This is a genomic window from Pseudomonas sp. TMW 2.1634 (assembly GCF_001703595.1).
GTDB classification, from domain to species: domain Bacteria; phylum Pseudomonadota; class Gammaproteobacteria; order Pseudomonadales; family Pseudomonadaceae; genus Aquipseudomonas; species Aquipseudomonas fragi.
In genome coordinates this window covers 2889208-2909381 of record NZ_CP016849.1, presented here as the reverse complement: position 1 = coordinate 2909381, position 20174 = coordinate 2889208, and the positions used below count along the sequence as shown (strand labels likewise).

Annotated in this window: 21 protein-coding genes; 13 read left to right on the top strand and 8 right to left on the bottom strand. The window is 59.9% G+C overall.

Going from position 1 to position 20174, the window contains the following annotated elements; genetic code table 11:
* Positions 1-96: 96 nt before the first annotated feature.
* Genes lptB through BFC21_RS13875 form a run of 5 tightly spaced genes read right to left on the bottom strand, consistent with a single transcriptional unit; the run spans position 97 to position 3433 of the window.
* Positions 97-822 (bottom strand): LPS export ABC transporter ATP-binding protein, encoded by a 726-nt coding sequence (gene lptB / locus BFC21_RS13895; protein ID WP_088378115.1) that lies wholly within the window; start codon positions 820-822, stop codon positions 97-99.
* Positions 822-1367 (bottom strand): lipopolysaccharide transport periplasmic protein LptA, encoded by a 546-nt coding sequence (lptA, locus tag BFC21_RS13890; RefSeq protein WP_016781799.1) that lies wholly within the window; start codon positions 1365-1367, stop codon positions 822-824. Before lptA ends, lptB begins: the two co-directional genes overlap by 1 nt.
* Positions 1354-1926: an LPS export ABC transporter periplasmic protein LptC gene (lptC, locus tag BFC21_RS13885; protein WP_016781800.1), complete on the bottom strand. Its 573-nt coding sequence runs from the start codon at positions 1924-1926 to the stop codon at positions 1354-1356. The genes lptA and lptC overlap by 14 nt, the downstream gene beginning before the upstream one ends.
* An 8-nt stretch (positions 1927-1934) precedes the next feature.
* Positions 1935-2459, bottom strand: coding sequence for an HAD family hydrolase (locus BFC21_RS13880; RefSeq protein ID WP_016781801.1), 525 nt, complete (start codon positions 2457-2459; stop codon positions 1935-1937).
* Positions 2459-3433, bottom strand: a complete 975-nt coding sequence (locus tag BFC21_RS13875) for a KpsF/GutQ family sugar-phosphate isomerase (RefSeq protein ID WP_016781802.1) — start codon at positions 3431-3433, stop codon at positions 2459-2461. The genes BFC21_RS13880 and BFC21_RS13875 overlap by 1 nt, the downstream gene beginning before the upstream one ends.
* 292 nt (positions 3434-3725) lie before the next feature.
* Here BFC21_RS13875 and BFC21_RS13870 point away from each other — a divergent pair, with 292 nt between their 5' ends.
* The 10 genes from BFC21_RS13870 (at position 3726) to hisC (ending at position 11772) form a co-directional block, all read left to right on the top strand.
* Complete coding sequence (locus BFC21_RS13870; RefSeq protein ID WP_016781803.1) at positions 3726-4535, top strand: ATP-binding cassette domain-containing protein; 810 nt, start codon at positions 3726-3728, stop codon at positions 4533-4535.
* Positions 4535-5332, top strand: coding sequence for a lipid asymmetry maintenance ABC transporter permease subunit MlaE (mlaE, locus tag BFC21_RS13865; RefSeq protein ID WP_029611534.1), 798 nt, complete (start codon positions 4535-4537; stop codon positions 5330-5332). The genes BFC21_RS13870 and mlaE overlap by 1 nt, the downstream gene beginning before the upstream one ends.
* Positions 5332-5799, top strand: a complete 468-nt coding sequence (gene mlaD, locus BFC21_RS13860) for an outer membrane lipid asymmetry maintenance protein MlaD (RefSeq protein ID WP_016781805.1) — start codon at positions 5332-5334, stop codon at positions 5797-5799. Before mlaE ends, mlaD begins: the two co-directional genes overlap by 1 nt.
* An 11-nt stretch (positions 5800-5810) precedes the next feature.
* On the top strand, positions 5811-6470 hold the full coding sequence (locus BFC21_RS13855; RefSeq protein ID WP_088378114.1) for a phospholipid-binding protein MlaC: 660 nt from the start codon (positions 5811-5813) through the stop codon (positions 6468-6470).
* Positions 6467-6772, top strand: coding sequence for a lipid asymmetry maintenance protein MlaB (locus tag BFC21_RS13850; protein WP_016781807.1), 306 nt, complete (start codon positions 6467-6469; stop codon positions 6770-6772). Before BFC21_RS13855 ends, BFC21_RS13850 begins: the two co-directional genes overlap by 4 nt.
* 114 nt (positions 6773-6886) lie before the next feature.
* A complete protein-coding gene (locus BFC21_RS13845; RefSeq protein WP_003439919.1) occupies positions 6887-7126 on the top strand; it encodes a BolA family protein in 240 nt (79 codons plus the stop codon).
* Positions 7127-7157: 31 nt separating this feature from the next.
* On the top strand, positions 7158-8423 hold the full coding sequence (gene murA, locus BFC21_RS13840; RefSeq protein ID WP_016781808.1) for a UDP-N-acetylglucosamine 1-carboxyvinyltransferase: 1266 nt from the start codon (positions 7158-7160) through the stop codon (positions 8421-8423).
* A gap of 181 nt (positions 8424-8604) precedes the next feature.
* Complete coding sequence (hisG, locus tag BFC21_RS13835) at positions 8605-9240, top strand: ATP phosphoribosyltransferase (RefSeq protein ID WP_016781809.1); 636 nt, start codon at positions 8605-8607, stop codon at positions 9238-9240.
* 148 nt (positions 9241-9388) lie between these two features.
* A complete protein-coding gene (hisD, locus tag BFC21_RS13830) occupies positions 9389-10714 on the top strand; it encodes a histidinol dehydrogenase (protein WP_088378113.1) in 1326 nt (441 codons plus the stop codon).
* A gap of 2 nt (positions 10715-10716) precedes the next feature.
* Positions 10717-11772 carry a histidinol-phosphate transaminase gene (hisC, locus tag BFC21_RS13825; protein WP_088378112.1) on the top strand — a complete coding sequence of 352 codons (1056 nt, stop codon included), beginning with the start codon at positions 10717-10719 and terminating at the stop codon, positions 11770-11772.
* Positions 11773-11898: 126 nt separating this feature from the next.
* Here the strand turns inward: hisC and algW are convergent, their stop codons facing one another.
* Positions 11899-13056 carry a Do family serine endopeptidase AlgW gene (gene algW, locus BFC21_RS13820; protein ID WP_083369628.1) on the bottom strand — a complete coding sequence of 386 codons (1158 nt, stop codon included), beginning with the start codon at positions 13054-13056 and terminating at the stop codon, positions 11899-11901.
* Positions 13057-13156: 100 nt separating this feature from the next.
* Here algW and BFC21_RS13815 point away from each other — a divergent pair, with 100 nt between their 5' ends.
* From BFC21_RS13815 to cysN, 3 genes are all read left to right on the top strand, one after another.
* Positions 13157-13915 carry a Nif3-like dinuclear metal center hexameric protein gene (locus BFC21_RS13815; RefSeq protein WP_083369627.1) on the top strand — a complete coding sequence of 253 codons (759 nt, stop codon included), beginning with the start codon at positions 13157-13159 and terminating at the stop codon, positions 13913-13915.
* Positions 13916-14162: 247 nt separating this feature from the next.
* A complete protein-coding gene (gene cysD, locus BFC21_RS13810; protein ID WP_003439932.1) occupies positions 14163-15080 on the top strand; it encodes a sulfate adenylyltransferase subunit CysD in 918 nt (305 codons plus the stop codon).
* Between the two features lie 9 nt (positions 15081-15089).
* Positions 15090-16988: a sulfate adenylyltransferase subunit CysN gene (gene cysN / locus BFC21_RS13805; RefSeq protein WP_095004702.1), complete on the top strand. Its 1899-nt coding sequence runs from the start codon at positions 15090-15092 to the stop codon at positions 16986-16988.
* A gap of 175 nt (positions 16989-17163) precedes the next feature.
* On the opposite strand, the gene BFC21_RS13800 is transcribed toward cysN, so the two are convergent.
* Positions 17164-18069 (bottom strand): acyltransferase, encoded by a 906-nt coding sequence (locus tag BFC21_RS13800; protein WP_120266266.1) that lies wholly within the window; start codon positions 18067-18069, stop codon positions 17164-17166.
* Positions 18070-20169, bottom strand: coding sequence for a phosphate acetyltransferase (gene pta, locus BFC21_RS13795; protein ID WP_016781815.1), 2100 nt, complete (start codon positions 20167-20169; stop codon positions 18070-18072).
* Positions 20170-20174: the final 5 nt, after the last annotated feature.

Below are 20174 nucleotides of genomic sequence, written 5' to 3'. Positions count from 1 at the left end.
TGAAACCGGTGCGTTTGCCTAGGGGTGTTCTTAATTAGTTTTTTGCGTGCCAGACCAATCAAGGACACCCCGTTGAGGGCATGTCACATGCCTGTGTTACAGGCGGAACTCGTTGCCGAGGTAAACTTCGCGTACCAACTGGTTGGCCAGAATCGTTTCAGCGTCGCCTTCAGCGATCAGTTGCCCGTCGTTGACGATATACGCGGTTTCGCAGATATCGAGGGTCTCGCGAACGTTGTGGTCGGTGATCAGCACACCGATGCCCTTGGCCTTGAGGTGGTAGATGATTTGCTTGATATCGCCCACCGAGATCGGGTCGACACCGGCAAAGGGTTCGTCGAGCAGGATGAACTTGGGGGCCGTGGCCAGTGCGCGGGCGATTTCTACCCGGCGACGCTCACCACCCGACAGGCTCATGCCCAGGTTGTCGCGAATGTGGTTGATGTGGAATTCCTGCAGCAGGCTTTCCAGCTCCTTGCGACGCCCGGCCTTGTCCAGCTCCTTGCGGGTCTCGAGGATCGCCATGATGTTGTCGGCCACCGACAGCTTGCGAAAGATCGAGGCTTCCTGCGGCAAGTAACCGATACCGGCGCGTGCACGGCCGTGCATGGGCTCATGGCTGACGTCCAGGTCGTCGATCAGGACGCGGCCCTGGTCGGCATGCACCAGGCCCACAATCATGTAGAAGCAGGTGGTTTTGCCTGCGCCGTTAGGGCCGAGCAGGCCGACGATCTGCCCGCTGTCGATGGACAGGCTGACATCACGCACGACCTGGCGGCTCTTGTAGCTTTTGGCCAGATGCTGGGCTTTCAGAGTTGCCATTACTGGGCCTTCTGCTGGTCGGTTTTCTTCTTGGGCTGGATCACCATGTCGATGCGCGGGCGTGGCGCAGTGACATTGGCACCATTGGCCCGGCCGGCATTGGCGACCTGCTTGACCGTGTCGTAGACGATTTTCTCGCCTTCGGTGGTGTTGCCGTCGTTGATGACCTTGGCCTTGTCGATCAGCACGATGCGGTTTTGTGGCGCATGGTATTGAATGGTGACGGCATACGCCTGAACCGGTTTGGGGTCGGTGGCTTTCTGCAGTTGCTCGAAGTAGGCCAGGTTGCCTACGGATGTAACCACGTCGATTTCGCCCGCAGCATTACGGGTAATGGTGACGGTGTTACCGGTGATTTTCATCGAGCCCTGGGTGATGATGACATCGCCCTTGTAGGTGGCAACACCTTGCTTGTCATCCAGTTGCGCCTCGTTGGCCTGGATGCGGATAGGTTGTTCGTTGTCGTTTGGCAGAGCCCAGGCGCTCACGCTTCCCAGTGCGGCGCTCAAACTGAGCAATAAAGGGAGGGTTTTAACGAGACTCATACTGTCCTCTTACGTTGGACAGCAGGTCCATCCTGCCGTCTTTCAAATATGCTTTCATTCCCTTGCCAGTCGTTACGCCGCCAGCGCCGTCGATTCTAACGTCTCGCTCGGTCTGCGCATATTCCTTCTGGGGGAATACAGTCATGCGGGTACTGGTAATAATGGTGGTGCGGTTTTTCTCGTCGGTACGCGCGATACGCACCGCGTCGATCAGCTCGACCTCGGTGCCGTCCGGGTTGACTTCACCACGCTCGCTCTGCACATGCCACGGGTAAGCCGTGCCGCGGTAGAGCTGCATTTTCGGTTGGGTCAATTGAGTGACCTCGGAAGCCTTCAAATGTTCAAGCTTCTCGGACGTCATGTCGTACTGCAGCTTGCCGTCGGGCAGAAACTGACGGCTGTGTGCGTTGGTGGCGTAGTAGTCGATAGCGCTTTCATCCACCGCCAGGGTAGGGGTGTTGAGAAAGCGTTCCGGCCTGATATTCCAGTAGCCAACCGCTGCAAACAGCGAGGCAATCACTGCAAACAGCACTATTTGGCGAATCTTTTTGCTCAGCATAGAAAGCTCTATAGGTAGGCAGCGTGGGCTGCGTCCAGGCTGCCCTGGGCACGCAGAATCAGCTCGCAGAATTCGCGGGCGGCACCTTCGCCGCCCCGTGCCTGGGTTACCCCGTGGGCGTGTTCACGGACAAAGCTCGCGGCGTTGGCCACGGCCATGCCCAAGCCTACCCGGCGGATAACCGGCAAGTCCGGCAAGTCATCACCCAGGTAGGCAACCTGTTCATAGCTTAGGTTGAGTTGGCCAAGAAGCTCGTCCAGGACCACCAATTTGTCTTCACGGCCCTGGTACAGGTACGGGATGCCCAGGTTTTGCGCGCGACGTTCGACCACCGGGGTCTTGCGGCCGCTGATGATTGCCGTTTGCACGCCGGCGGCCATCAGCATCTTGATGCCCTGGCCGTCGAGGGTGTTGAAGGTCTTGAATTCGCTGCCATCTTCGAGGAAGTACAGGCGACCGTCGGTCAACACGCCATCAACGTCGAAAATGGCCAGCTTGATGCCCTTGCCGCGCTTGAGAAGTTCCTGGGTCATTACATTACTCCTGCGCGTAGCAGATCGTGCATGTTCAGGGCGCCCACCGGGCGGTCCTGCTTGTCGACCACCACCAGCGCGCTGATTTTGTGGTCTTCCATGATTTTAAGGGCTTCTGCCGCCAGCATGTCGGCGCGGGCGGTTTTGCCGTGCGGGGTCATGACCGTGTCGATGGTGGCGTTGCGGATATCGATTTCGCGATCCAGGGTGCGGCGCAAATCGCCGTCAGTAAAAATCCCGGCCAGGCGTCCGTCTTCTTCTATCACCACGGTCATGCCCAGGCCCTTGTGGGTCATTTCCATCAGTGCTTCTTTAAGCAGAGTGCCGCGCACCACTTGTGGCAGCTCATCGCCGGAATGCATGACGTTTTCCACTTTCAGCAGCAGGCGACGGCCCAGTGCACCCCCCGGGTGGGAGAAGGCGAAGTCTTCAGCGGTAAAACCGCGGGCTTCGAGCAGGGCAATGGCCAGTGCGTCGCCCAGCACCAGGGTGGCGGTGGTGGAGGAGGTCGGAGCCAGGTTCAGCGGGCAGGCTTCCTGGGCCACGCGGGCATCCAGGCTGACATCGGCGGCCTTGGCCAGCGGCGATTCGGGGTTGCCGGTCATGCTGATCAACTTGATGCCCAGGCGCTTGATCAGTGGCAGCAGGGTGACGATTTCGGCGGTGGAGCCGGAATTGGATAGCGCGAGGATGATGTCATCGCGGGTAATCATGCCCATGTCGCCGTGGCTGGCTTCTGCCGGGTGAACAAAAAAAGCCGTGGTGCCGGTGCTGGCCAGGGTGGCGGCAATCTTGTTGCCGATGTGTCCTGACTTGCCCATGCCGACCACGACCACCCGGCCTTTACTGGCCAGAATCATCTCGCAAGCGCGTACGAAATCTGCGTCGATATGCGACAGCAAGCCCTCTACGGCTTCCAGTTCGAGGCGGATGGTGCGTTGGGCGGATTGGATCAGGTCGCTGGATTGGCTCATGGTTGAAGTCGGGTAGCCTGAGAAAAGGCAAGGATTATAGCGGTTATGTGGGATTCCCTCACGCTTGATCGCTGTGCTTTATGGTCTGTGTTTGCAAAGTGCTCGTGTGTTTGCAGAAAAAACCGCTTTATTTCACTGTACTGAGACTTAACCGGCACTCCTTCGGTCTTGGGCGGTCACTATGAGCAGTGGTATAGTTCGCCGCCAGTTCGGCCCGCCAGGGAACGCGTGCTTCTTAACAAGAAGTTTGGTGTCCGGGTGAGAGGCAGAGGCTGCATCGCAAGGAGTTTAGATGAGCGCCGATAACGCCTACGCGGTCGAGCTGAAGGGAGTGTCCTTCAAGCGCGGTACGCGCAGCATCTTCAATAATGTCGATATTCGTATCCCGCGTGGCAAGGTCACGGGGATCATGGGCCCGTCGGGCTGCGGCAAGACCACACTTTTGCGCCTGATGGGCATGCAACTGCGTCCCAGCAGCGGTGAAGTGTGGGTCAACAATCAAAACCTGCCGGCCCTGTCGCGCAGTGATTTGTTTGATGCGCGCAAGCACATGGGCGTGTTGTTTCAGAGCGGTGCGCTGTTTACCGATCTGGACGTGTTCGAGAACGTTGCTTTCCCGCTGCGGGTGCATACCGAGCTGCCGGAAGAAATGATCCGTGACATCGTGCTGCTTAAATTGCAGGCGGTGGGCTTGCGCGGGGCCATCGACCTGATGCCCGACGAGTTGTCCGGCGGCATGAAGCGCCGGGTGGCACTGGCGCGGGCGATTGCCCTGGATCCGCAGATCCTGATGTATGACGAGCCCTTCGTGGGCCAGGACCCGATTGCAATGGGGGTGCTGGTACGCCTGATTCGTCTGCTCAACGATGCGCTGGGCATTACCAGTATCGTGGTGTCTCACGATCTGGCTGAAACCGCGAGCATTGCCGACTATCTGTATGTGGTGGGTGATGGCCAGGTGCTGGGGCAGGGCACGCCTGAAGAATTGATGAACGCCGATAACCCGCGCATTCGCCAGTTCATGACCGGCGATCCGGATGGCCCGGTTCCGTTCCACTTTCCGGCGTCGGACTACCGAACCGATCTACTGGGGAAGCGCTGATGCGCAAGATTTCATTAATGGACCGAATCGGCCTGTTCGGCCGGGCCGGGATCGATACCGTCGCGGTACTGGGGCGCTCGGCAGTGTTCCTGTTTCATGCCCTGCTGGGGCGTGGCGGTATCGGTGGCGGGTTTGGCTTGCTGATCAAGCAACTGCACTCCGTGGGCGTCATGTCCCTGGTGATTATTGTCGTGTCCGGCATCTTTATCGGCATGGTGCTGGCCTTGCAGGGCTTCAGTATCCTGTCCAGCTATGGTTCCGAACAGGCGGTGGGGCAGATGGTGGCCCTGACCCTGTTGCGCGAGCTGGGGCCGGTGGTGACCGCCTTGCTGTTCGCCGGGCGTGCGGGGTCGGCGCTGACTGCCGAAATCGGCAACATGAAGTCGACCGAGCAGTTGTCCAGCCTGGAAATGATCGGTGTCGACCCGCTCAAGTACATCATCGGGCCACGGTTGTGGGCCGGGTTCATTTCCCTGCCGGTGCTGGCAATGATTTTCAGCGTGGTCGGGATCTGGGGTGGTTCGTGGGTGGCTGTGGACTGGCTGGGCGTCTATGACGGTTCCTACTGGGCCAATATGCAAAACAGCGTAACCTTCAGTGGTGACGTCGTTAACGGGATCATCAAAAGCATCGTCTTTGCCTTTGTGGTGACCTGGATTGCCGTGTTTCAAGGTTATGACTGTGAGCCCACTTCAGAGGGGATCAGCCGTGCCACTACCAAGACCGTGGTGTATGCCTCACTGGCAGTCCTCGGGCTGGACTTTATTTTGACCGCCTTGATGTTTGGAGATTTCTGATGCAAAACCGCACCATGGAAATCGGTGTCGGCCTGTTCCTGCTGGCTGGCATCCTGGCTTTGCTGTTGCTTGCCCTGCGGGTCAGCGGGCTGTCCCCGACGGCGAGTACCGACACCTACAAGCTCTATGCCAATTTTGACAATATTGCCGGCCTGACCGTGCGCGCCAAGGTCACTATGGCTGGCGTGACCATCGGCAAGGTGACGGCAATCGACCTGGACCGTGACAACTACATGGCCCGCGTCACATTGCAGCTCGAAAAAGCGGTGGATAACCTGCCTGTGGATTCGACAGCGTCTATTCTCACAGCTGGCCTGCTGGGCGAGAAGTACATCGGCATCAGCGTGGGTGGCGAAGACGCCATCCTCAAGGATGGTGGCACCATTCACGACACGCAGTCGTCGCTGGTCCTTGAAGACCTGATCGGCAAATTCCTGCTCAATACCGTTAGCAAAGACGCCAAATAAGGAGCTTTTAGATGATTTCTCTCTTGCGCCGTGGCCTGCTGGTAATACTGGCCGCAACCCTGCCTCTGGTGGCGAATGCCGCGCCGGGGCAGTCGGCCCATGACATCGTTTCAGATACCACGACCCGCTTGCTGGCCGACCTTGCGGCCAACAAGGAGCAATACAAGCAAAGCCCGAGCAAGTTCTACGATGCCCTGAACGAAATCGTCGGCCCTGCGGTAGATGTCGATGGCATCTCCAAAAGCATCATGACGGTCAAGTACTCGCGCAATGCAACGCCTGCCCAGATGCAGCGCTTTCAAGAGAACTTCAAGCGCAGCCTGATGCAGTTCTATGGCAATGCCTTGCTTGAGTTCAAGAACCAGGGCATCACCGTTGGCCCGGCCAAGGACGAAAGCGGCGATCGCACCAGTGTCGACATGACCGTCAAGGGTGACAACGGCGCCATTTACCCGCTGTCCTATACCCTTAACAAGGTCAACGGCGAATGGAAAGTGCGCAACGTGATCATCAATGGCATCAATATCGGCAAGCTGTTCCGTGATCAGTTCGCCGATGCCATGCAGCGCAACGGCAACAACCTGGATAAAACCATCGACAACTGGGCGGGTGAAGTGGCCAAGGCCAAGCAGACCACTGATGCAGCTTCGCCCAAGGCAGCTGCCCAATGAGTGAAGCGGCCATCACCCTGGCCGGCGAGAGCGAGTTGCGCCTCAGTGGCGTGCTCGATTATCAGACTGGCCCCCGCTTGCGCACTGAAGGCCAGGCCCTGATCAACAAAGCCCTGGCCAAAGAGCTGGTGGTTGATTGCTCGGGCGTCACCAAATCCAGCAGTGTCGGTTTGTCGTTGCTGCTGTGTTACATCCGTGATGCCCAGGCCCTGAACAAGCCATTGAGCATTCGAGCCATGCCCGAAGACATGCGCGAAATCGCCCAGGTCTCGGGTGTGACCGAGCTGCTGGCACATCATTAATCGCCACTTACACAAAGCCCCCCCGTCAGAGTCCTGTTATGCGGGGTTCGCAGGCGCGGGGCTTTTTTGTATGATGGCCGACCCGCGCGCGTTAGGCGCCGATTGAGGTTGAGCATGCAGGCCGTAGAAGTGAAGAGCTTTCTTGAGGGAAAGCTGCCTGGTACCCAGGTAGAAGTTGAGGGCGAAGGCTGCAACTTTCAGCTGAACGTGATTAGTGACGAACTGGTGGCCTTGAGCCCGGTTAAACGTCAACAAAGCATCTATGCCCATTTGAACCCGTGGATCGCTGATGGCAGCATCCATGCGGTCACTATGAAATTCTTCAGCAGCGCGGCCTGGGCCGAGCGCACCTGAGCCCCCTGAGCCCATTGGCGTCGAGATTGTTATGGATAAATTGATTATTACCGGCGGTGCCCGTCTTGATGGCGAAATCCGCATTTCCGGGGCGAAGAACTCCGCCCTGCCGATCCTGGCAGCGACCTTGCTGTGCAACGGCCCGGTGACTGTAGCCAACCTGCCGCACTTGCATGACATCACCACCATGATCGAACTGTTCGGTCGCATGGGCATTGAGCCGGTGATCGATGAAAAGCTCAGCGTCGAAATCAACCCGAATACCATCAAGACCCTGGTAGCGCCGTACGAGCTGGTGAAAACCATGCGTGCGTCGATCCTGGTCCTGGGCCCGATGGTTGCGCGCTTCGGTTATGCCGAAGTTGCCCTGCCAGGCGGTTGCGCCATCGGTTCGCGCCCGGTTGACCTGCACATCCGTGGCCTTGAAGCCATGGGCGCAGTGATCGACGTCGAAGGCGGCTATATCAAGGCCAAGGCGCCAGAAGGCGGCCTGCACGGTGCCAACTTCTTCTTCGATACCGTCAGTGTGACCGGTACCGAGAACATCATGATGGCCGCAGCGCTGGCCAATGGCCGCAGCGTCTTGCAGAACTCTGCACGCGAGCCTGAAGTCGTTGACCTGGCCAACTTCCTGAACGCCATGGGCGCCAAGGTCAGCGGTGCCGGCACCGACACCATCACCATCGATGGCGTCAAAGAGCTGCATCCAGCGACCTACCGCGTCATGCCGGACCGTATTGAAACCGGTACTTACCTGGTTGCTGCAGCCGTGACCGGCGGCCGTGTGAAGGTCAAGGACACGGATCCGACCATCCTTGAAGCCGTACTGGAAAAACTCAAGGAAGCGGGTGCAGAAATCACCACGGGTGAAGACTGGATCGAGCTGAACATGCACGGCAAGCGCCCGAAAGCGGTGAACGTGCGTACCGCTCCGTACCCGGCGTTCCCGACTGACATGCAGGCGCAGTTCATCTCGCTCAACGCCATTGCCGAAGGCACCGGTGCCGTGATCGAGACGATCTTCGAAAACCGTTTCATGCACGTGTACGAGCTGCACCGCATGGGCGCCAAGATCCAGGTCGAAGGCAACACTGCCATCGTTACCGGCACCGAGACCCTCAAGGGCGCGCCAGTCATGGCCACCGACCTGCGTGCTTCGGCCAGCCTGGTGATTTCGGCCCTGGTGGCTGAAGGCGATACCCTGATCGACCGCATCTACCACATCGACCGTGGTTACGAGTGCATCGAAGAAAAACTGCAAATGCTGGGTGCCAAAATCCGCCGCGTTCCGGGCTAGTTTTTGCTGTTTGGCCTCATGGGCACAGGGATAGTGTCCAGCCGCCAGGTGACGTAACGGCTTGCAAGCGTTACCTTACCTGGCCTCGAATCGTTCAAGTCGAGCCTGATATCAGGTTCGATGCTTGTCCGGCGCCGATTGCGCACGGGCAAAAGTACCCTGATAAGGACTTACGTTTCCCATGTTGACCATTGCACTGTCCAAGGGCCGTATCCTGGACGACACCCTGCCGCTTCTGGCTGAAGCGGGCATTGTGCCGACCGAGAATCCGGACAAAAGCCGCAAGCTGATCATCCCGACCTCTCAGCCAGACGTCCGCCTGCTGATCGTCCGTGCCACCGACGTGCCGACTTACGTTGAGCATGGTGCCGCCGACCTCGGTGTAGCAGGTAAAGACGTGCTGATGGAGTACGGTGGCCAGGGCCTGTACGAGCCGCTGGACCTTCAGATTGCCCAGTGCAAGCTGATGACTGCCGGTGCCATCGGTGTTGCCGAACCCAAGGGCCGCCTGCGCGTGGCCACCAAGTTCGTCAATGTCGCCAAGCGCTACTACGCCGAGCAGGGCCGTCAGGTCGACATCATCAAGCTGTACGGCTCGATGGAGCTGGCGCCACTGATTGGCCTGGCCGACAAGATCATTGACGTGGTCGATACCGGCAACACCTTGCGCGCCAATGGCCTGGAACCCCAGGAATTCATTGCCGCCATCAGCTCCCGCCTGGTGGTTAACAAGGCTTCGATGAAAATGCAGCACGCCCGTATTCAAGCCCTGATCGATACCCTGCGCAAAGCAGTGGAATCTCGACACCGCGGCTGACTCACCTGCGCGGCTTCTTGCCGCGCCCATCTATCCGCGTAATAGCCAGAAATCTCAGGTACCCACGCGGATGGCTTGGTAGTCTTGTGGTGCCTGAGCTGTGCAAAACCCCTATTCCAAGCATTCGCCCATTACCGAGGCCCTCGCTATGACCGCTCCCACTGCAATTCGCCGACTCAACGCTGCTGACCCGGACTTCGCGCAGCATCTGGATCATCTGCTGAGCTGGGAAAGTGTGTCTGACGACTCGGTCAACCAGCGTGTGCTCGACATCATCAAGGCCGTGCGCGAGCGCGGGGATGCCGCCCTGGTCGAATTCACCCAGCGCTTCGACGGCCTTGAAGTGGCCTCGATGGCTGACCTGATCCTGCCGCGCGAGCGCCTGGAACTGGCCCTGACCCGTATCACTGCGCCACAGCGTGAAGCACTGGAAACAGCGGCACAGCGTGTGCGCAGCTACCACGAAAAACAGAAACAGGACTCCTGGAGCTACACCGAAGCGGATGGCACGGTGCTAGGCCAGAAAGTCACGCCACTGGATCGCGCCGGTCTGTACGTCCCGGGTGGCAAGGCGTCATACCCGTCGTCGGTGCTGATGAACGCGATTCCGGCCAAGGTTGCCGGCGTGACCGAAGTGGTGATGGTCGTGCCGACCCCGCGCGGTGAAATCAATGAGCTGGTGCTGGCTGCCGCCTGCATCGCGGGTGTTGACCGGGTGTTCACCATCGGTGGCGCACAAGCGGTTGCAGCGCTGGCCTATGGCACCGAAAGCGTGCCTAAAGTCGACAAGGTGGTTGGCCCGGGCAATATCTATGTTGCCACCGCCAAGCGCCATGTGTTTGGCCAGGTGGGTATCGACATGATCGCCGGCCCTTCGGAGATTCTGGTGGTGTGCGACGGCCAGACCGACCCGGACTGGATTGCAATGGACCTGTTCTCCCAGGCCGAGCACGACGAAGACGCGCAGGCGATTCTGGTCAGCCCTGACGCCGAGTTCCTCGACAAAGTGGCGGCCAGCATCGCCAAACTGCTGCCGACCATGGAGCGGGCCGAAATCATCGAAACCTCGATCAATGGTCGCGGCGCGCTGATTCTGGTCAACGACATGCAGCAGGCAATCGACGTCGCCAACCGCATTGCCCCGGAACACCTGGAACTGTCAGTGGCTGACCCGCAAGCCTGGTTGCCACAGATCCGCCACGCCGGCGCGATCTTTATGGGCCGTCACACCTCCGAGGCGCTGGGCGACTACTGCGCCGGGCCTAACCATGTATTGCCGACGTCCGGTACGGCGCGTTTTTCGTCGCCGCTGGGGGTGTATGACTTCCAGAAGCGCTCCTCGATCATTTTCTGCTCCGAGCAGGGGGCTTCCGATCTGGGCAAAACCGCTTCGATTCTCGCCCGTGGCGAGTCGCTGACCGGTCACGCCCGCAGTGCCGAATACCGCATCCTCGCCGACAAACAGGGGCAATAAACATGAGCAAGTTCTGGAGTCCATTCGTAAAAGAGCTGGTGCCTTATGTGCCCGGTGAGCAGCCGAAGCTGACCAAGCTGGTCAAGCTCAACACCAACGAAAACCCCTACGGGCCTTCGCCTAAAGCGCTGGCAGCGATGCAGGCCGAGATCAATGACAACCTGCGTCTGTACCCGGACCCCAACAGCGACCTGCTCAAGCAGGCCGTGGCTGAGTACTACGGTGTGCAGACCGATCAGGTGTTCCTGGGCAACGGTTCGGATGAAGTGCTGGCCCATGTGTTCAACGGCCTGTTCCAGCACGACAAGCCGCTGCTGTTCCCGGACATCAGCTACAGCTTCTATCCGGTTTACTGCGGCTTGTACGGCATCAAATTTGAGGCTGTGCCGCTGGATGAGCAGTTCCGGATCCAGCCTGCGGACTATGCCCGGGCCAATGGCGGGATCATCTTCCCGAACCCCAACGCCCCGACGGGTTGCCTGCTGGCGCTGGACGCCATCGAGCAGATCCTCAAGGCCAGCCCTGACTCAGTGGTGGTCGTGGATGAAGCGTATATCGACTTTGGCGGCGAGACAGCCATCAGCCTGGTGGATCGCTACCCCAACCTGCTGGTGACCCAGACCCTGTCCAAGTCGCGCTCCCTGGCCGGTTTGCGGGTCGGCCTGGCGGTAGGCCACCCTGATCTGATCGAAGCGCTGGAGCGGATCAAGAACAGCTTCAACTCCTACCCGCTGGATCGCATCGCCATTGCTGGCGCGGCAGCGGCGTTTACCGATCGTGAGTACTTTGAGCACACCTGCCAGTTGGTGATCGACAGCCGTGAACAGGTGATCGGGCAATTGCAGGCGTTGGGTTTTGAAGTGCTGCCGTCGGCGGCGAACTTTATCTTCGCCCGTCACCCGGAGCACGATGCAGCGGCGCTGGCGGCCAAGTTGCGCGAGCAGGGCGTGATCGTGCGTCACTTCAAGCAACTGCGCATTGCCCAGTTCCTGCGCATCAGCATCGGCACGCCGGAGCAGAATGCAGCGTTGATTGAAGGGTTGTCGGATATCGAATAGAGGTTGACCACAGCTGTTGTGGGAGCGGGCTTGCTCGCGATGCAGGCGCCGCGGTAGCTCAGGCAAACCGCGGCGATACCCTCGCGAGCAAGCCCGCTCCCACATCAGGTGGGGAGGGCGCGCTGCTTACTCATCCTGCTGCGGCGGCTGCTCTTGCGGCGGTCGCAGGCCCACTGCGGCGGTGAGCTTGAGCTCTTTGCCGTTGCGCATGACCTGGATCGTGATCTTGTCCGAAGGCTTGATCCGTGCCACCTGGTTCATCGAGCGACGACCATCGCTGGCGGGCTCGCCATCAATGCTCAGAATCACGTCCCCCAGTTGCAGACCGGCTTTTTGCGCCGGGCCATCACGGAAAATCCCCGCCACCACAATCCCCGGGCGACCGCTCAGGCCAAACGATTCGGCCAGTTCCTGGGTCAGCGGCTGCACCTCGATCCCCAGCCAGCCGCGGATCACCTGGCCGTGCTCGATAATCGACTTCATGACTTCCATCGCCAGGTTGATCGGAATCGCAAAGCCGATGCCCTGCGAACCACCGGACTTGGAGAAGATTGCGGTGTTGATCCCGGTCAGGTTGCCGTTGGCATCCACCAGCGCGCCGCCCGAGTTGCCCGGGTTGATCGCGGCATCGGTCTGGATAAAGTCTTCGTAGTTGTTCAGGCCCAACTGGTTGCGCCCGGTGGCGCTGATGATGCCCATGGTGGTGGTCTGGCCCACGCCAAACGGGTTACCGATCGCCAGGGCGATATCACCGATGCGCAAGGTGTCCGAGCGACCAATGGTGATGGCCGGCAAGTTCTTCAGGTCGATCTTCAGTACCGCGAGGTCGGTTTCCGGGTCGCTGCCGATGACCCGGGCGTGGGTTTCACGACCGTCCTTGAGCGCCACCACAATCTGGTCGGCCCCTGCGACCACATGGTTGTTGGTCAGCAAATAGCCTTCGGGGCTCATCAGCACCGCCGAACCCAGGCTGGACTCCATGCGGCGCTGCTTGGGCTCGTTGTTGCCGAAAAAGTGACGGAACTGCGGGTCTTCAAACAGGGGGCGGGCGTTTTTGTTCACCACCTTGGTGGTGTACAGGTTGGCCACGGCAGGCGCGGCGCGCACTACCGCGTCGGCATAGGTCACCGGCCCCTGCTGCACGTAACTGGTTTGCGGGGCTTGTTGCAGATTGACGTCCAGGCTCGGCAGCCCGACCCATTGCGGGTAACGCTGAATAATCAGCAAAGCGATAAGCACGCCAGCCAGCAGTGGCCAGCCAAAGAAACGCAAAGCCTTAAACATTGAACTCAGTCCTGAAGGTTGCAGAGCCATTCTGACGGCCCATAATGGCGCCATTATACGAGGGCCGCCCGGCTCTGAACGCTATATTTAGGAGTCTTTTATGGCTGTCGCCTTGAGCACGCTGGTAGAAGAAGCAAATCGTTACCTCAACAGTGCCGCCATCAGTGATTATTGCCCCAATGGCCTGCAGGTCGAAGGCCGCCCGCAGGTGATGCGTATCGTCAGTGGCGTGACCGCCAGCCAGGCCTTGCTGGATGCTGCCGTCGAGGCCCAGGCGGATCTGATACTGGTGCACCACGGTTATTTCTGGAAGGGCGAAGACCCTTGCGTCACCGGCATGAAACAGCGCCGCCTGAAAACCCTGCTCAAGCACGATATCAGCCTGCTGGCGTATCACTTGCCGCTGGACCTGCACCCTGAAGTGGGTAACAACGTGCAATTGGCCCGGCAGCTGGACATCACTGTCGAAGGCCCGCTGGAACCGGGCAATCCGAAAGTGGTGGGGCTGGTGGGCTCTTTGGCCGAGCCGATGACGGCTCGCGATTTTGCCCGCCGTGTGCAAGAGGCGCTGGGGCGCGAGCCGTTGCTGATTGAAGGCAGCGAGATGATCCGCCGCGTGGGCTGGTGTACCGGAGGCGGGCAGGGCTATATCGACCAGGCGGTGTTGGCCGGGGTTGATCTGTATTTGAGCGGCGAGGCCAGCGAGCAAACGTTCCATAGTGCCCGCGAAAACGACATCAGCTTTATTGCTGCTGGCCATCACGCCACCGAGCGTTATGGCGTGCAGGCTTTGGGTGATTACCTGGCCCGGCGATTTGCCCTGGAACATCTGTTTATCGATTGCCCGAATCCGATCTGAGCCCACCTCACCCCTCTGTGTGGGAGCGGGCTTGCTCGCGATGCAGGCAACGCGGTTTGCCTGCATCTGTGCGGCGCATTCATCGCGAGCAAGCCCGCTCCCACAGGGTTTGCCCGCCAAACTCTGCGATCTATTCTTAGACCTTTTCGATCTAGTTGGCGCCGTCTATAGAAGAGGGCGCTGTGCTAGCATTCGAGCCTCGAACACGGCCCGCAGGCCGTTCATAAGATAGCTTTCGTGAGTAGCCATGGTCGACAAACTGACGCACCTGAAACAGCTGGAGGCGGAAAGCATCCACATCATCCGCGAGGTGGCCGCCGAGTTCGATAACCCGGTGATGCTGTACTCGATCGGTAAAGATTCCGCCGTGATGCTGCACCTTGCACGCAAGGCGTTTTTCCCGGGCAAGCTGCCGTTTCCGGTGATGCATGTCGACACCCAGTGGAAATTCCAGGAGATGTACCGCTTTCGCGACAAGATGGTTGCCGAGCTGGGCCTGGACCTGATCACTCACGTCAACCCGGACGGCGTGGCGCAAGGGATCAACCCCTTCACCCACGGCAGTGCCAAGCACACCGACATCATGAAAACCGAGGGCCTGAAGCAGGCTCTGGACAAATACGGCTTCGATGCCGCCTTTGGTGGCGCGCGTCGCGACGAAGAAAAATCCCGGGCCAAGGAGCGCGTGTACTCCTTCCGTGACAGCAAGCACCGCTGGGACCCGAAAAACCAGCGCCCCGAGTTGTGGAACGTCTACAACGGCAACGTCAACAAGGGCGAATCCATCCGTGTGTTCCCGTTGTCGAACTGGACCGAGCTGGATATCTGGCAGTACATCTACCTCGAAGGCATCCCGATCGTGCCGCTGTACTTTGCGGCCGAGCGCGACGTCATCGAGAAGAACGGCACGCTGATCATGATCGACGACGAGCGCATCCTTGAGCACCTGTCTGACGAAGACAAGGCGCGCATCGTCAAGAAAAAGGTCCGTTTCCGTACCCTGGGTTGCTACCCGCTGACCGGCGCGGTGGAGTCCGAGGCAGAAACCCTGACCGACATCATCCAGGAAATGCTCCTGACGCGAACTTCCGAGCGCCAGGGCCGAGTCATCGATCACGATGGCGCAGGCTCAATGGAAGATAAAAAACGTCAAGGTTATTTCTAAGGGGTTGTCATGTCGCACCAATCTGATTTGATCAGCGAGGACATCCTCGCCTACCTGGGCCAGCACGAGCGCAAAGAGATGTTGCGCTTCCTGACCTGCGGCAACGTCGACGACGGCAAGAGCACCCTGATCGGGCGCCTGCTGCACGACTCCAAGATGATCTACGAAGACCATCTGGAAGCCATTACCCGCGACTCGAAAAAAAGCGGTACCACGGGCGACGATATCGACCTGGCGCTGCTGGTGGACGGTCTGCAAGCCGAGCGCGAGCAGGGCATCACCATCGACGTGGCGTATCGCTATTTTTCTACCGCCAAGCGCAAATTCATCATCGCCGATACCCCTGGCCATGAGCAGTACACCCGCAACATGGCCACCGGTGCGTCCACCTGTGACCTGGCGATCATTTTGGTGGATGCCCGTTACGGCGTGCAGACCCAGACCCGTCGCCACAGCTTTATCGCTTCGTTGCTGGGCATCAAGCACATCGTGGTCGCCATCAACAAGATGGACCTCAAGGGCTTCGACGAAGGTGTTTTCGAGTCGATCAAGGCCGATTACCTGAAGTTCGCCGAAGGCTTGAAGATGAAGCCCACCAGCCTGCACTTTGTGCCGATGTCTGCCCTTAAAGGCGACAACGTGGTGAACAAGTCCGAGCGCTCGCCGTGGTACACCGGCCAGTCGCTGATGGAAATCCTCGAAACCGTGGAAGTGGCGGCCGACCGCAACCTCACCGACCTGCGCTTCCCGGTGCAGTACGTGAACCGTCCGAACCTGAACTTCCGTGGTTTTGCCGGCACCCTGGCCAGCGGTATCGTGCACAAGGGCGATGAAATCGTCGTATTGCCGTCGGGCAAGAGCAGCCGCGTCAAATCCATCGTCACCTTTGAAGGTGAACTGGAACACGCCGGCCCGGGCCAGGCGGTCACCCTGACCATGGAAGACGAGATCGACATCTCCCGTGGCGACCTGCTGGTGCATGCCGACAACGTGCCGCTGGTGACTGACAACTTCGAAGCCATGCTGGTGTGGATGGCGGAAGAGCCGATGCTGCCGGGCAAGAAGTACGACATCAAGCGCGCGACCAGCTATGTGCCGGGTTCGATTGCCAGCATCGTCAACAAGGTCGATGTGAACACCCTGGAAGAAGGCCCGGCCAGCGCCTTGCAACTGAACGAGATCGGCAAGGTCAAGATCAGCCTCGACGCGCCGATTGCGCTGGATGGTTATGACAGCAACCGCACTACCGGCTCGTTCATCATCATCGACCGCCTGACCAACGGCACCGTGGGTGCAGGCATGATCGTGGCCCAGCCGTTGAGTCATGGCAGTGCGACCCATCACGGCAAATTGGCCCATGTGACCGTCGAAGAGCGTGCCCAGCGCTTTGGCCAACAGCCGGCCACCGTGCTGTTCAGCGGCTTGTCTGGCGCTGGCAAGAGTACCCTGGCCTATGCGGTTGAGCGCAAGCTGTTCGATATGGGCCGTGCGGTATTCGTGCTGGATGGCCAGAACCTGCGCCATGACCTGAACAAGGGATTGCCGCAGGACCGTGCCGGGCGCACGGAAAACTGGCGCCGTGCTGCACATGTGGCACGTCAGTTCAACGAAGCGGGCTTGCTGACATTGGCCGCGTTCGTGGCCCCGGATGCTGAAGGCCGTGAACAGGCCAAGGCACTGATTGGCAGCGATCGGCTGATCACCGTGTATGTGCAGGCATCCCCTGCCGTGTGCGCCGAGCGTGACCCGCAAGGGCTTTACGCGGCGGGTGGCGACAACATCCCGGGTGAGTCTTTCCCGTATGACGTGCCGTTGAACGCTGATCTGGTGGTTAATACACAGTCGCTGTCGCTGGAAGAAGGCGTCAAGCTGGTGCTGGACCTGTTGCGTCAACGCGGCGCGATTTAAGCCGCACTAAAAAGCCCGCCACCGAGTGATCGGTGGCGGGCTTTTTTGTGCATGACAAACGCCAAACATGCTCTTGTGGGAGCGGGCTTGCTCGCGATGCAGGCGCCCCGGTATGACGGTTTAACGAGTTGATATCATCGCGAGCAAGCCCGCTCCCACAGGATCAAGGGGAGCATCAAGTCTTGGGGTAGTCTCGATGCAATTGCTCCAGCAAGCGGTCCTTGTCTTCCCAGAGCTGGTTGATCCAGCTCTGGAACGCCAGGCGGTACTCCGGGTCCTGGTCGTAGTTTTTACCCAAGAACTCTTCGGGTATCTGCAGTTCTTCAAACACCACGACCACGTCTTTCACATTGCCGCACAACAAGTCCCAGTACCCCGGACGCCCACCCGGGTAGTGAATGGTCACGTTGACGATTGACTTCAGCTGTTCACCCATCGCATCCAGCACAAAAGCAATGCCGCCGGCCTTGGGCTTGAGCAGGTAGCGAAACGGCGAGTTTTGCTGTTCATGCTTGGCCTCGGTAAAGCGCGTGCCTTCGACGAAGTTGAAGATGCCCACCGACTGGTTCTTGAACTTGGCGCAGGTCTTGCGCGTGGTCGCCAGGTCAGCGCCTTTCTTCTCCGGGTGTTTGGCCAGGTACGCCTTGGAGTAACGCTTCATGAACGGAAAGCCCAGCGCCCACCACGCCAGGCCAATCACCGGCACCCAGATCAGTTCCTGCTTGAGGAAGAACTTCAGCGGGCGGATGCGTTTGTTGAGCACATATTGCAGCACCATGATGTCAACCCAGCTCTGGTGGTTGCTGGTCACCAGGTACGAGTGCTCATAGTCCAGGCCTTCAAGTCCCTTGATATGCCAGCGGGTCTTGCGCAGCAGATCCATCCAGCGATTGTTGTTGCCAACCCAGGCTTCGTGGATCCGGCGCATCAATTCGTCGGTCACCCGCTGCGCCGCCGGGAAGGGCAGGCACAGCTTGAAGATCGCGACAATAAACAGCGGCGTGCAACACACGATGGTGTTGATTGCCAGTAGCAGTGAAGCGATGACGCCGCGTATCGGCGCAGGCAGGAAGTCCAGCATTTACACATCCATAGGTCGGTTGGCGGCTTGAATCGCTGTAAGGGCGATGGTGTAGACGATGTCGTCCACTTGCGCGCCGCGGGGCAGGTCGTTTACCGGCTTGCGCAGGCCTTGCAGCATCGGGCCCAGGCTGACGCAATCGGCGCTGCGTTGTACAGCTTTGTGGGTGGTGTTGCCGGTATTGAGGTCGGGGAACACAAATACCGTGGCCCGGCCTGCCACCTGGCTATTGGGGGCCAGTTGCCTGGCGACGGCTTCGTTGGCAGCCGCGTCATATTGCAACGGACCGTCGATCAGCAGCGCATGCTGCGCTTCATGGGCCAGCAGGGTGGCTTCGCGGACTTTTTCGACTTCTTCACCGCTGGCCGACTCGCCGCTGGAGTAGCTGATCATCGCCACCCGCGGGGTGATGCCGAACGCAGCGGCAGAGTCGGCACTTTGCAGGGCGATTTCAGCCAGCTCGGTGGCGCTCGGGTGCGGGTTCATCACGCAGTCGCCATACACCAGCACCTGCTCGGGGAACAGCATGAAGAACACCGACGACACCAGGGTGCAGCCCGGCGCGGTCTTGATCAGCTGCAAGGCAGGGCGGATGGTGTTGGCGGTGGAGTGGATCACTCCGGATACCAGACCGTCGACCTCATCCAGTGCCAGCATCATGGTGCCGATCACCACCGGGTCTTCCAGTTGCTGCTCGGCCATCGGTGCGTTGAGGCTCTTGGTCTTGCGCAAGGCCACCATCGGCTCGACATAACGACCGCGGATCAGGTCGGGGTCGAGGATTTCCAGGCCTTCAGGCAGTTCGAAGCCGTGGGCCTTGGCCACTGCCTGGACTTCTTCAGGCTTGGCCAGTAGCACACAGCGGGCGATACCGCGGGCCTGGCAAATGGCCGCAGCCTGTACGGTCAGGGGTTCGCTGCCTTCGGGCAGGACAATGCGCTTGTTGGCCTGCTGGGCGCGCTGGATTAGCTGATAGCGAAACACTGCAGGGGTGAGGCGCATTTCGCGGGGGGTACCGCAACGCTGGTGCAGCCAGTGGGCATCGAGGTGGCTGGCGACGAAATCAGTGATGATCTCTGCACGTTCGCGGTCATCGATGGGGATTTCCTTGTTCAGGCCATTGAGACGGTTGGCGGTGTCGTATGAACCGGTGCTCACCGACAGCACCGGCAACCCGGCTTGCAGGGCGCCCCGGCACAGTTCCATCAGGCGCGGGTCGGGCTGGGTGTCACTGGTCAGCAGCAGGCCCGCCAGCGGTACGCCGTTCATGGCCGCGAGGCTGACGGCGAGGATGATGTCGTCGCGATCACCGGGGGTCACCACCAGTACGCCGGGCTTGAGCAGTTGCAAGGTGTTGAGCACGGTGCGCGCACACAGGATGATTTTCGACATGCGCCGGGTTTCATAATCCCCGGCATTGAGCACTTGGGCCCCCAGCAACTCGGCCACGTCGCGGGTGCGTGGAGCGTTCAGTTCGGGCTGGAAGGGGATGCAGCCCAGCAACTTGAAATCGCCACTGCGCAGCAACGGCGAATGCTCCTTGAGGCGCGCCGAGAACGCTTCCATGCTTTCGTCGGTGCGCACCTTGTTGAGGATCACACCCAGCACTTTCGGGTCTTTTGGCCCGCCAAACAGCTGGGCCTGCAACTCGACCCGGCCCGACAGCTCGGTGAGCACTTCGTTTTCCGGGGCCGAGACCAGGATCACTTCGGCATCCAGGCTCTTGGCCAGGTGCAGGTTGACCCGTGCCGCGTAACTGGCGGTGCGGGTGGGCACCATGCCTTCGACAATCAGCACGTCCTTGCCGACGGCGGCCTGCTGGTAAAGGTTGATGATCTCTTCGAGCAGTTCATCGAGCTGGCCGTCACCCAGCATGCGTTCGACATGGGCCAGGCCCAGCGGGGTGGGCGGCTTGAGGCCGTGGGTGCGGGCCACCAGTTCGGTGGAGCGCTCAGGGCCGAGGTCGCCGGGGTGCGGCTGGGCAATGGGCTTGAAAAAACCGACTTTCAACCCGGCGCGCTCCAGGGTGCGGACCAGGCCCAGGCTAATGGAGGTCAGCCCCACACCAAAATCGGTGGGTGCGATAAAGAAAGTTTGCATGCGAG

Excerpts from the sequence above, each read along its gene's own strand:
- lptB (WP_088378115.1), bottom strand. The coding sequence starts at position 822 with ATGGCAACTCTGAAAGCCCAGCATCTGGCCAAAAGCTACAAGAGCCGC.
- lptA (WP_016781799.1), bottom strand. The coding sequence starts at position 1,367 with ATGAGTCTCGTTAAAACCCTCCCTTTATTGCTCAGTTTGAGCGCCGCA.
- lptC (WP_016781800.1), bottom strand. The coding sequence starts at position 1,926 with ATGCTGAGCAAAAAGATTCGCCAAATAGTGCTGTTTGCAGTGATTGCC.
- BFC21_RS13880 (WP_016781801.1), bottom strand. The coding sequence starts at position 2,459 with ATGACCCAGGAACTTCTCAAGCGCGGCAAGGGCATCAAGCTGGCCATT.
- BFC21_RS13875 (WP_016781802.1), bottom strand. The coding sequence starts at position 3,433 with ATGAGCCAATCCAGCGACCTGATCCAATCCGCCCAACGCACCATCCGC.
- BFC21_RS13870 (WP_016781803.1), top strand. The coding sequence starts at position 3,726 with ATGAGCGCCGATAACGCCTACGCGGTCGAGCTGAAGGGAGTGTCCTTC.
- mlaE (WP_029611534.1), top strand. The coding sequence starts at position 4,535 with ATGCGCAAGATTTCATTAATGGACCGAATCGGCCTGTTCGGCCGGGCC.
- mlaD (WP_016781805.1), top strand. The coding sequence starts at position 5,332 with ATGCAAAACCGCACCATGGAAATCGGTGTCGGCCTGTTCCTGCTGGCT.
- BFC21_RS13855 (WP_088378114.1), top strand. The coding sequence starts at position 5,811 with ATGATTTCTCTCTTGCGCCGTGGCCTGCTGGTAATACTGGCCGCAACC.
- BFC21_RS13850 (WP_016781807.1), top strand. The coding sequence starts at position 6,467 with ATGAGTGAAGCGGCCATCACCCTGGCCGGCGAGAGCGAGTTGCGCCTC.
- BFC21_RS13845 (WP_003439919.1), top strand. The coding sequence starts at position 6,887 with ATGCAGGCCGTAGAAGTGAAGAGCTTTCTTGAGGGAAAGCTGCCTGGT.
- murA (WP_016781808.1), top strand. The coding sequence starts at position 7,158 with ATGGATAAATTGATTATTACCGGCGGTGCCCGTCTTGATGGCGAAATC.
- hisG (WP_016781809.1), top strand. The coding sequence starts at position 8,605 with ATGTTGACCATTGCACTGTCCAAGGGCCGTATCCTGGACGACACCCTG.
- hisD (WP_088378113.1), top strand. The coding sequence starts at position 9,389 with ATGACCGCTCCCACTGCAATTCGCCGACTCAACGCTGCTGACCCGGAC.
- hisC (WP_088378112.1), top strand. The coding sequence starts at position 10,717 with ATGAGCAAGTTCTGGAGTCCATTCGTAAAAGAGCTGGTGCCTTATGTG.
- algW (WP_083369628.1), bottom strand. The coding sequence starts at position 13,056 with ATGTTTAAGGCTTTGCGTTTCTTTGGCTGGCCACTGCTGGCTGGCGTG.
- BFC21_RS13815 (WP_083369627.1), top strand. The coding sequence starts at position 13,157 with ATGGCTGTCGCCTTGAGCACGCTGGTAGAAGAAGCAAATCGTTACCTC.
- cysD (WP_003439932.1), top strand. The coding sequence starts at position 14,163 with ATGGTCGACAAACTGACGCACCTGAAACAGCTGGAGGCGGAAAGCATC.
- cysN (WP_095004702.1), top strand. The coding sequence starts at position 15,090 with ATGTCGCACCAATCTGATTTGATCAGCGAGGACATCCTCGCCTACCTG.
- BFC21_RS13800 (WP_120266266.1), bottom strand. The coding sequence starts at position 18,069 with ATGCTGGACTTCCTGCCTGCGCCGATACGCGGCGTCATCGCTTCACTG.
- pta (WP_016781815.1), bottom strand. The coding sequence starts at position 20,169 with ATGCAAACTTTCTTTATCGCACCCACCGATTTTGGTGTGGGGCTGACC.